Here is a 10510-nt window from a genome sequence, read left to right on the forward strand (position 1 = left end):
TCAGCGCCTCCCCAGATAGACGTCGCGGACCATCTCGTCGGTCTCGATGTCGTGGAAAGGACCGCTGCGCAGTCGGCGTCCCTGGTGCAGCACCAATGTCTCGCAGTTCAGCGCCCGCACGAAGCGGATGTCGTGCTCGACGGCAACGATCGAGAACTCGCCCTTGAGCCGCAGCAGCATGTCGGCCGTCGCCAGCGTCTCTTGTGGTGTCATGCCGGCGGTCGGCTCGTCGAGCAAAAGCAACTTTGGCTCTATCGCCAACGCCATCCCGATCTCCAGCCATTGCTTCTGGCCATGCGCGAGCTCGCCGGCCAGCGTGGCGGCACGGTTACCGAGCGCGACCAGTTCCAAGAGTTCACCAACCGGGCGCACTGGCGAAGGCGCGCCCCAGCGCGCGACCTTCAGATTGTCCTCCACCGAGAGGTTCGGGAAAACCGAGGGAATCTGGAATTTGCGGGCGATGCCGAGCCGGGCGATGCGATGCAGCGGCAATCCGGCGATGTCATGGCCGAGGAAGCGCACGCTGCCGCTGGTCGGACGCAGCGTGCCGGTCAGCACGTTGAGGAAGGTGCTCTTGCCAGCGCCGTTCGGCCCGATGATGCAGCAAAGTTCCTTGTCTCGTACGGCGAGGTTCAGAGCCTCCAGCGCCTGCAGTCCGCCAAAGCGGATACCGACATTTTCAGCCTGCAGCAGGATGTCGCTCATTGCGCGCGCCTCCCGCCCTTGAACAGGTCTTTCAGCCGCGCGTAGATCGACAGGATGCCATCCGGCAGGACGAAGACGATGATGACGAAGACACAGCCGAGCAGCAGCGGCCACAGGCTCGGGTTGAAGCTGCTGATCGTCTGCTGCGCGCGCTGAATGAAGATGGCGCCCAGTACTGGCCCAAGCAGCGTGCCGCGTCCGCCGACCGCCACCCAGACGATGACTTCCGTAGACAGAAGCAGCCCGGACAGATCGGGTGCCACCAGCCCGGCCATACAGACATAGAGGGCGCCGGCAAGGCCGGCGATCGCCGCCGACAGGACGAAAGTGACAAGCAGCCGCAATGGCGCGTTGTGGCCGAGCGCGGCCGCCCGGATTTCATTGTCTTGAATGGCGGTCAGCACTGTGCCCCAGCGGCCACGGCTGATCAACCAGAGCGCCAGCACCGTCATGGCGACGATGGCCGAGACGAAGATGTAGCTGGGCAGATCCTGGCTGAGATCGACGTGCAGCCCGCCAAGATCGAACTCGATCGGCGGGATGCCGATCAGGCCGCTGTCGCCGCCGGTGACCGAGCTCCAGGAGACCGCGGCCTGCTGGCAGATGACGCCCATGGCCAGCGTGACGATGGTGAAATAGCTGCCACGGATGCCGCCGAAGAACAGGAAGTAGCCGATGATGGCGGCGACGAAGGCCGCACCCGCCACCGCACCCATGATGCCGAGTAAGCTTCCAAAGGGGATGGCATCATTGAGTGTGACCAGCGCCATGATGTAGCCGCCGATGCCGAAAAAGGCGGCGTGGCCGAAACACAGGATTCCGGTGCGGCCCCAGAAGAAGTCGAGGCTCGCCGCGAACAGGCCGAAGATCAGCGCGTCGCGGATCACCGTCAGCTGATAGCCGCCGGCAAAGAGCGGATAGACGACCGCGAGCGCCACGCAGATGGCGAAGATCAGCAGCCAGTTGCGGTCGCGGGCGATCATCGCGACGCTCCGTTGAACAGGCCGTTGGGCCGCAGCCGGACAGCGACGATGGCCGCCAGCAGCACGATCGCCTGCGCCAGCGACGGCGAGATCTGATAATTGAGGATGCTGGTCAGCCCGCCGACAAAGACGCTGCCGGCGACGAGGCCGCCGATCGAGCCGACGCCGCCGACGATGACGACGAAGAAGGCGTTGGCGAGATAGTTCACCCCCATCTGCGGCAGCACGATCGCCAGTGGCGCGACCAGTCCGCCGGCAAGCCCGGCGATGGCCGCGCCGAAGGTGAAGGCAATGGCGTAGGTACGCCGCGTGTTGATGCCGACGCCCTCGGCCATCTCGCGGTTCTGGATGACGGTTCGGATATCGAGGCCGAAGGGCGTCCGGCTGATCAGCAGGATGACGCCGAGCAAGGTCAGCATGGCGATGCCGATCAGGATCAGCCGGTAGGCCGGATAGACGGTGAAGACGAGATCGAGCGTGCCCTCGATCGGCGGCGTCACCGGCTTGGCGCCGAGGCCGAAGGTCAGTTCCAGCCCTTGCTGCAGGATCAGGCTGACGCCCCAGGTGGCGAGCACGGTCGAGACAGGCCTGGAATAGAGATGGCGGATGATGGCGAATTCGAGGATACAGCCGACCACCGCGCCGGCGATGGGCGCGGCGGCCAGGCCCAGCCAGAACGAGCCGCCCATGCTCTGGACGAAATAGACCGCGAAAGCACCGACGGTGACGAACTCGCCATGCGCCAAATTGGTCACGTTCATCAGCCCGAAGCTGATCGCCAGCCCGAGCCCGACCAGCATCAGGATGCTGATCAGCGTCAGCGCGTTGAGCAGCGTGGTGATGAGAAAATCCATCGCGTCAGGCCGCGCTTGCGAGACGTTGGCGCAGGCCGGCGAGCAGCCCCTCTGCGGCATCGATCGCAGCAGCCTGGTGTGGCTGCAGATCCTGCCCAGCCCACTCGTCGATATGGTCCGACAGCGGATCGACCACTTCGGTACGGTGATTGGCCAGCGTCTCGATGACGGCATGGCCGCAGAACGGCACATAACCTTCGGAGTAGCCGCCCTCATGGGTCATGATCAGACGCCCTTGCGAGGTCTCGGCGGCCAGCGCCACCATGCGCGCGGCGAGCCGCCTGAAGCATTCGCTGTTGAGCATCATGCGGCCGAGCGGATCAAAGCCTGACGCATCGAAGCCGGAAGCGACGATGACGAGGTCCGGTCTGTAGGCGCGCAGCGCAGGTGCGATGACGCGGTCGAAAGCCGCTTCATAGGCGCCGGTGCCGCTGCCCCCCGGCAGAGGTATGTTCATGTTGTAGCCTTTGCCGGCATCTTTCCCGTTGTCGGCCAGCGCACCGCGCCCGGTCGGGTAGAGATTGTCCTGATGCACGGAAATGGTCAGCACCGACGGGTCGGAATAGAACACCGTCTCGGTGCCGTTGCCGTGGTGCACATCCCAGTCGACTATCGCCGCGCGCCCGAGCAAACCTTCATGCTGCAGCCGGCGGACAGCAACGCCGATGTTGGAGAACAGGCAGTTGCCCATCGCCTGGTCGGGTTCGGCATGATGCCCCGGCGGCCGCGCCAACGCATAGGCATTGTCGACGCGGCCGGTCAGCACCGCGCGCATGGCGGCATAGGTGGTGCCGGCAGACAGCAGCGCGATGTCGAAGCTGTTGAGACCGATCGGCGCCTGTGGTCCGGCGAAACCGGAGCCACGTTCGCTCAGCATGCGGATATCGTCGACATGGCGTTGCGTGTGCACGCGCAGCAGGTCCTCGATCGAGACTGGCTCTGGGATGATCGGCACCAGATGACGCGACAGGCCACTGACCTGGATGAGGTTGTTCAGCCGGCGCTTCGAGCCGGGCGATTCCAGATGGCGGCCGGGTTCCACGAAACGGCCGGGCGGCATCATGTCGGCGCTGGGGCCGGTGTCGTGCCACATCAGCTGTTCGTGAAAAACGTAGCCTGTCGCCATCCGCAGCGTCCTCCGAAAACCAGGTGACGCTAGCAGGCTGACGATCATGTGGCCCGACCCGAAAGAGGGGTTGTGCCCGTTATTCTATACCCCTCCCTTCGGAGGGGGATGGGCGCCTGCTGACCCTTGCGCGGCGCGCACCGCCTGCACCCGGTTGGATACCGCAAGCTTGCCGAAAATGTTCTTCAGGTGCCATTTCACCGTGGTTTCGCTCACCGACAGCGCCAAGGCGATATCGCGATTGGACATGCCCTCAGTGAGATAGCGCAGCAGTTCGGCCTCGCGCTGGGTGAGCTGTTCCTTCTCAGCGGCTGGTGCGGCCAGCTTGCGAGTCGCGGCAGGCATTGTCTGCGCGGCGTCGATGATGCGCGTGGCATAGGCTGACAGTGCTGGATCGGTCTTTGCCTGGGCCGCACGCAGCCGCATCAACCCGTCGATAACAGGCCTTCCCTCGTCGACGAAGGAACGGATGAAGCCTGACGGCTGAGCAAGACGAAGTGCTTCGAGAAGATAACGGTCCGCCACGCGTTGGTCATGGGTGGCGCTGACTGCCTTGGCGCGCAGGATCAGCGCGAGGATATGGCGGCGCATGCGCCCGCTGCTTTTCGTTCGCACCAACAATTCGTCGAAAATTCGGGCGGCCGCGGCATAGGATTTCTCGGCCGTCAGCAGGCGGCCTTCGGCGAAGAACTCGAACTCGTTGGCTGTGGTGATGGCCATCGAAGCCTCGGTCCCTTCGCCGCGATGCTCGGTCAGCAGCGCGCGCGCCTCAGCATTGCGGCTCTGGTCGAGCAGCACGCGTATGCGGTCATGCACGATCATCGATGCCAGGCGGCGATACACCGTGCCGCGCACGCGTTGATAGACGCGCTCCAGCATATCCAATGCCGCTTCGGTGCGGCCCGTCAGCTGCAGCACGCGGGCATAGGTCGGCACGCTGGCCAGGGGATAGACGATGACCGCCGCGCCTTCGATCTGCGGTCCGAGATTCTCGACCAGCGTCAACGCCTCGCCCGACGCATTGGTCTCGTAGGCGAGTTCGGCAAGCAGCGTTCCGGCTAGGGCTTCGGCATAGGAGTTTGCACCGATCCGCGCCCTGGCTTCGATGATGGCGTTGCGCAGCAGCCGCTCTGCGGCGGGCAGGCGGCCCGCCGAACGCTCGATCACGGCCATGTAGCAATTGGCGATGGTGACGCCGAGCAGGCTGCCGCTTCGCTCGTGCGCCCGTCGTGCCGCGTCGATGGCGGCGCGGGCACCTTCGAGGTCGCCCAGCGCATAGAGGTTGTAGCCTATGACGTTGGCGGTCGCGCCCTCCATGAACCAGGCATCGGGCGCGATGACGCGCAGGGCCGCAAGGGCTGTGTCGCGCGCCTGATCGAACTGCTCCAGCGTGCTGTGCACGGCAGCGGCGAGGACCACGAGCTCGGCCTTTATCGTCGTGCCGGTCATGGTGCCCGGGTCACTGCCGTCGGCCGGTCCGGCCTCGACCAGCTTGCGCGCGTTGCTAAGCGTCTGCTGCGCAATCTCGGGTTGGCTGCTGTGCACCGCCAGCCACAGCACGACGAGTTGCAGCCGGATGCGCTGGTCAATCAGCGTCCTCGGCAGCAGCGCAAGCAACTGACGCACATAGAGGAGCTGGCACTGGGCGATGAGGTCGAGCGCATTGTTCTCGACGAACACCGCCGCGCGGGCCTGGTCGCCGGCGGCCAACGCGTGCCCGATCGCCTCTGTCAGCATCTTGCGCTCGCCGAACCATTCGGCGGCCGCCAGATGCAGCGGCGCGATCATCTCCGGTTCGCGCCGCTCCATTTCTCGGCTGAGGAAATCGCGGAACAGATGATGGTAGCGGAACCAGCGCCGTTCTTCGTCGAGCGGCACCAGGAACAGGTTGCGCGTCTCGATCTCGGTAATCGCCGCCTCGGCATCGGCCGCCCGCATCACCGCTCGGCAGGCCTCGGCACTGAAGCGTTCGAAGATCGAACTGTAGAGCAGGAATTTTGCGATTGCCGGCGGCAGTTCCAGGAACACTTCGCCCATCAGGAAGTCGGCGACGTTTCGGTTGGCGCCGGTGAAGTTGCCGATGACGGTTTCGGGTGCATGTGCGGCACTCAGCGACAGCGAGGCCAGTTGCAGGCCGGCGGCCCATCCTTCGGTGCGCGAGCACAGGGTTTCCACCGCACCGCTGCTGACGCTCAAGCCCAGCTTGTCGTTGAAGAAGGCTTCCGCTTCTGACGAGGCGAAGCGCAGATCGTCCGGGCCGATTTCGAAGACGTCGCCAAGCACCCGGAGCTTGCCGAGCTGCAGGTCGGGCAGGCTGCGCGAGCCGATGACGAAGGCGACGTTTGCCGGCGCCTGCCGGGTCAGACGCTCCATGAACCGCTTCACCGCCGGCGCCTCGACGGCGTGGTAATCGTCGAAGAACAGGGTGATGTCGGCCTGGCGCGCCGCCAGACCCGCCACAAGTGCCGAGAGCACGACATCGAGCTGGGGGATCGGGCTCGACTGGAAGGCAAGATCGAGTTCCGCCGGACTCTGGACCAGTTGGCGCAGCGCGCCCACCAGATGCGACAGGAAGGCGCCCTCGTCATTGTCCGTCGCTTCGCAAGACAGCCAAGCGGTCAGCCGACCGTGGCGCGCGACTTCCGCGGCCCATTGCGCCATCGTCGTCGATTTACCAAAGCCGGCGGGCGCGGCGAACAGCACGATGCGCGTGTCGATATGGCGCTCCAGCGTCGACAGGATGGTCTCGCGGCGAACCCATCGGCGATGGTGCGGCGACGCTTGGCTGACGGATTGCGGGGCTGTTCTCATCTAGGTCCGCGCAACTTGTCGCTTTTCCGGGGAAAGCGCGGCTCCCTTGCCATTGCTCCACTCCGTTTCGATCAGCGGAATCTGCGGTGCGGCATCGCGCGGCAAGGTTCCCTTGATCCGGGGATCGTCGACGATCTCAAATCCGGTCGCGAAGGGCACGAACCCGCAGGCACTGTAGAACCCGATGACACTGTGATGATCGAAGCTGCTTGTATGCAGCCAGATGCGGCTCGGGTTGAGACACCATGCGAGGTCCAGTGCCCCGGCCATCAGCCGTTTGCCGAAACCCCTGCCGGTCAGGGACGGGAACAGGCCAAAATAGATGATCTCGATCTCGCTGCTGTCGGCGACGAAGAATTCGACCATACCGAGATGGGCGCCGGTCTCGTCATGGCCGTAGTAGAGATGCTGGCGCGGGTCGGCGAAATGCGAGGTGATTTCGGCATCGGACATTTCGGAAACACGGTCCCAAAGCCAGGGCGCGCCGATCTCGAGGAAGATCGCCCGATAGGAAGCGCAGTCGGGCGTCGTGATCCGTGTCATGGCCAAGGGGTGCGCGAGATCGGGCTGCGGAGAGCGCGCCTCCATCCACGTCACCGCATTGGCAAGCTTGCCCGCCGGCAGGCGATGGTAGCCGATGGCGAGATCGGTGATTTCGGCCTGCATCGTGTCTTCGGTGATCAACGCATTCCCCGTCATGTCTTCCAGAGATAGCAGTATCGGCTTGCTGCATCCGATGCCAACTCCCCAAGACCATGGCAGCATCGAACGGCAAACCCTGGACTGAAAGTTTGGCGCGTATGCCTCTTGCATTTCACAGGAATGGCATATGAGATATGATACACCATTCAGAAGAAAGTGAAATATGATGCCTGAGCGGATTGCGGACGAGGCCATTCTGAGCGCGGTCGATGACGGCTTCGCGCGGCAGGTAGCGTTTCTGCAAGACCTCGTGCGTTTTCCTTCGCAGCGTGGCGAGGAACATGCCGCACAATCGTTCATGGCGGCTGCCTTTGAGGCTGACGGCTATGCCGTCGACATGTGGCGCGTCGATGTCGATGCGATTCGCGACCTGCCGGGTTTTTCACCCGTGGCAGTTTCTTATGACGACGCCTTCAATGTCGTTGCCACGCATACGCCGCGAAACGCGACCGGCCGCTCGCTGATCCTCAACGGCCATATCGATGTCGTTCCGACCGGACCGCTCGACCGCTGGGTGCGCGATCCCTACGACCCGGTGATCGAGGACGGCTGGATGCATGGCCGCGGCGCCGGCGACATGAAAGCCGGCCTGTCCGCCTGTCTCTATGCGCTGACCGCCTTGCGCAGCCTTGGCTATCAGCCGGCCGCGAACGTTTACCTGCAGTCGGTGGTCGAGGAAGAATGCACCGGCAATGGCGCGCTTGCCTGCGTGCAGCGCGGCTACCGCGCCGACGCCGCCTTCATTCCCGAACCGCTGGAGCCGAGGCTGATGCGGGCGCAGGTCGGGCCGATCTGGTTCCGGGTCGAGGTCGACGGCGACCCGCAGCATGCGTCGGGTGCATTTTCGGCCGGGGCCAATGCCATCGAAAAGGCATTTGTCATCATCCAGGCGCTGAAGCAACTCGAAATCGTCTGGAATGCGCGCAAGGTCGACGACAAGCATTTCCGTGATCACCCGCACCCGATCCGCTTCAATCTCGGCAAGATCGAAGGGGGCGAATGGACATCGAGCGTTCCGGCGCGATGTGTCTTCGAGATGCGCGTCGCCACCTATCCCGGCCAGAGGCTCGAAGACGCGAGAGCCGAGCTCGAGGCCTGTATCGCCGAAGCGGCGCGTGCCGATCCGTTCCTGGCCAATCGTCCGCCGAGCCTCACCTACAACGGCTTCATGGCCGAAGGCTATGTGCTGGAGGGTGCCGACGAGATGGAATCCGTGCTGCGCCGCAGCCATACCGCCGTCTGGGGCGAGCCGCTGACGGAACACGTCACCTCGGCGACGACGGATGCACGCTTCTTCGGCCTCTATGCCGACACGCCGGCGATCGTCTATGGCCCGATCTGCCGCATGCCGCATGGCTATGACGAGGCCGTCGATCTCGACTCGGTGCGCAAGGTCACCCAGACCATCGCGCTGTTCATCGCCGACTGGTGCGGGCTCGAACCTATCGAGGCTAAGCCATGAATTCGGCTGTCCCCGATGCATTCGGCGAAACACTCGCCGAGGACGCGCCTGATGTTTCGGCGGCCGAAGCGCTCGCCATCCTGCGCCGGTACTATGGGCTGACCGGCACCGCGCGTCCGCTGCCTGGCGAACGCGACCACAATTTCCACATCCAGGCCGACGGCGAGCGTGAGTTCGTTCTAAAGATCTCCCATCCGGCGGAAGAGGCCGGCTTCACCGATTTCCAGAACAAGGCGCTCGACCACATCCTTGCAGTCGACCCCATCTTGCCGGTTCCCTCGGTGCGCAAAAGCCTTGAAGGCGAGCCGCAATTTGCGGCCAGTGTTGGTGGATCGGCGCCGCGCATCATCCGGCTGGTGACTTATCTGCCCGGTCAGCTGCTGTCGCGCTCGCCGACTTCCGATGCGCAGGATCGCAATCTCGGCGTCTTCCTCGCCCGCCTTGGCCGGGCGCTGCGCGGTTTCTTCCACCCGGCCGCCGGCAGCGACCTGCTCTGGGATATCCGTAAGGTCGCCAAGACGCGGCCGATGATGGCGCATATCAGTGACGTTGGCCGGCGGGCGATGGTCGAGCGCGCGATCGACTCCTTCGAGCAGCATGCGGCGCCGGTCATCCCGACCCTGCGCGCGCAGATCGTCCACAACGACATGAACTCCTACAATGTGGTGATGGACGCGTCGCGGCCGGAGGTCGTCAGCGGCATCCTCGATTTCGGCGACATGATCCATTCGCCGCTGATCTGCGACCTCGCCATCGGCGCCGTCTATCGCTGGCCGGCGCAAGGCCATCCGCTGGCGCCGGCCGCGCGCTTCGTCGCCGGCTATCAGTCCGTGCAGCCGCTCGAGGAGGAAGAGATCAGCATTCTCTTCAATCTGATCCGTGCCCGCCTTGCGCTCATCGTCAACATCGCCAGTTGGCAGGCCGAGCGCTTCCCGGCCAAGCGCGACTATGTGCTGCGCCTCGCCACCGAGGTCTGGGCCTCGCTTGAAAAGCTGGATGGTCTGTCATCCACCGATGCCCGCCGCTATTTTCTCGACAATTCCAATCCGGAGTAAATGCTCGTGTCCCAGTCCTCGCCATATCCTTCAAATGCCGACGCGGCTGCATCGGAGCGCGCGCTGCTCGAGCGCCGCGCCAGGCTGCTCGGGCCGACTTACCGCGCCTTCTACCGCAACCCGATCCATCTGGTGCGTGGCAGCGGTGTGTGGCTCTACGATGCCCAGGGTCGCAGATTCCTCGACGCCTATAACAACGTCGCCTCGGTCGGACACTGCCATCCGCGTGTCGTCGAGGCGCTGTCGGCGCAGGCCGCCACGCTCAACACCCACACACGCTATCTCAGCGAGATCATCCTCGACTACGCGGAGAAACTTCTCGGCACCGTGCCGGCCCACCTCGGTCATGCCATGTTCACCTGCACCGGCAGCGAGGCCAACGACCTCGCCATCCGCATCGCCCAGCATTCCAGCGGCGGCACCGGGGTGATCATCACCGACTTTGCCTATCACGGCGCCACCATCGCGACGGCGCAGCTGTCGCCGGCGGCGGTCGGGGCAAAGGGCGTGCCCGCGCAGCACCGCACCGTGACAGCGCCGGACACGTTCCGCGACCATGGCCGGGCCGCGCATGATTTCGCCAGAAATGTCGCGGCCGCCATCGAAGATATGCGCGCAAAGAATATCCGGCCGGCAGCGCTGCTTCTCGACTCGGCCTTTTCCAGCGACGGTATTTTCTTTCCGGATGCGGCGGTGATGCGCGAAGCGGCGGATCACATCAAAAAGGCCGGCGGCATCATCATCGCCGATGAAGTCCAGTCCGGCTTCGGCCGGCTTGGCCAGGGAATGTGGGGTTTCGCCAATTATGGAAT

General features: G+C 64.4%; 9 protein-coding genes. 3 read left to right on the forward strand and 6 right to left on the reverse strand.

Going from position 1 to position 10510, the window contains the following annotated elements; translation table 11 throughout:
- The 6 genes from EN964_RS01530 to EN964_RS01555 all read right to left on the reverse strand — a co-directional run bounded on the left by EN964_RS01530 (window position 1) and on the right by EN964_RS01555 (window position 7178).
- Window positions 1-705, reverse strand: a complete 705-nt coding sequence (locus EN964_RS01530; RefSeq protein WP_127268597.1) for an ATP-binding cassette domain-containing protein — start codon at window positions 703-705, stop codon at window positions 1-3.
- Window positions 702-1688, reverse strand: coding sequence for a branched-chain amino acid ABC transporter permease (locus EN964_RS01535; protein WP_127270113.1), 987 nt, complete (start codon window positions 1686-1688; stop codon window positions 702-704). The genes EN964_RS01530 and EN964_RS01535 overlap by 4 nt, the downstream gene beginning before the upstream one ends.
- Window positions 1685-2602 carry an urea ABC transporter permease subunit UrtB gene (gene urtB, locus EN964_RS01540; RefSeq protein ID WP_245490623.1) on the reverse strand — a complete coding sequence of 306 codons (918 nt, stop codon included), beginning with the start codon at window positions 2600-2602 and terminating at the stop codon, window positions 1685-1687. Before urtB ends, EN964_RS01535 begins: the two co-directional genes overlap by 4 nt.
- Window positions 2547-3668: a class II histone deacetylase gene (locus EN964_RS01545; protein ID WP_127267844.1), complete on the reverse strand. Its 1122-nt coding sequence runs from the start codon at window positions 3666-3668 to the stop codon at window positions 2547-2549. Before EN964_RS01545 ends, urtB begins: the two co-directional genes overlap by 56 nt.
- Window positions 3669-3752: 84 nt before the next feature.
- Complete coding sequence (locus tag EN964_RS01550; RefSeq protein ID WP_127267843.1) at window positions 3753-6479, reverse strand: LuxR C-terminal-related transcriptional regulator; 2727 nt, start codon at window positions 6477-6479, stop codon at window positions 3753-3755.
- A complete protein-coding gene (locus tag EN964_RS01555; RefSeq protein ID WP_127267842.1) occupies window positions 6480-7178 on the reverse strand; it encodes a GNAT family N-acetyltransferase in 699 nt (232 codons plus the stop codon).
- A 169-nt stretch (window positions 7179-7347) separates the two neighbouring features.
- Here EN964_RS01555 and EN964_RS01560 point away from each other — a divergent pair, with 169 nt between their 5' ends.
- The 3 genes from EN964_RS01560 to EN964_RS01570 form a co-directional block, all read left to right on the forward strand.
- Window positions 7348-8643 (forward strand): ArgE/DapE family deacylase, encoded by a 1296-nt coding sequence (locus EN964_RS01560; RefSeq protein WP_164748646.1) that lies wholly within the window; start codon window positions 7348-7350, stop codon window positions 8641-8643.
- Window positions 8640-9698, forward strand: coding sequence for a phosphotransferase (locus EN964_RS01565; protein WP_127267840.1), 1059 nt, complete (start codon window positions 8640-8642; stop codon window positions 9696-9698). The genes EN964_RS01560 and EN964_RS01565 overlap by 4 nt, the downstream gene beginning before the upstream one ends.
- The coding region (locus EN964_RS01570; RefSeq protein ID WP_164775705.1) for an aminotransferase class III-fold pyridoxal phosphate-dependent enzyme at window positions 9699-10510 on the forward strand (812 nt) is incomplete at its 3' end.

The sequence above is a fragment of the Mesorhizobium sp. M7A.F.Ca.CA.001.10.2.1 genome, assembly GCF_003998575.1.
Lineage (GTDB): Bacteria > Pseudomonadota > Alphaproteobacteria > Rhizobiales > Rhizobiaceae > Mesorhizobium.

What these genes read in the sequence shown, in the direction of transcription:
- EN964_RS01550 (WP_127267843.1), bottom strand. Translation starts at nt 6,479, where the DNA reads ATGAGAACAGCCCCGCAATCCGTCAGCCAAGCGTCGCCGCACCATCGC.
- EN964_RS01530 (WP_127268597.1), bottom strand. Translation starts at nt 705, where the DNA reads ATGAGCGACATCCTGCTGCAGGCTGAAAATGTCGGTATCCGCTTTGGC.
- EN964_RS01560 (WP_164748646.1), top strand. Translation starts at nt 7,348, where the DNA reads ATGCCTGAGCGGATTGCGGACGAGGCCATTCTGAGCGCGGTCGATGAC.
- EN964_RS01545 (WP_127267844.1), bottom strand. Translation starts at nt 3,668, where the DNA reads ATGGCGACAGGCTACGTTTTTCACGAACAGCTGATGTGGCACGACACC.
- EN964_RS01565 (WP_127267840.1), top strand. Translation starts at nt 8,640, where the DNA reads ATGAATTCGGCTGTCCCCGATGCATTCGGCGAAACACTCGCCGAGGAC.
- EN964_RS01555 (WP_127267842.1), bottom strand. Translation starts at nt 7,178, where the DNA reads ATGACGGGGAATGCGTTGATCACCGAAGACACGATGCAGGCCGAAATC.
- EN964_RS01535 (WP_127270113.1), bottom strand. Translation starts at nt 1,688, where the DNA reads ATGATCGCCCGCGACCGCAACTGGCTGCTGATCTTCGCCATCTGCGTG.
- urtB (WP_245490623.1), bottom strand. Translation starts at nt 2,602, where the DNA reads ATGCCGCAGAGGGGCTGCTCGCCGGCCTGCGCCAACGTCTCGCAAGCG.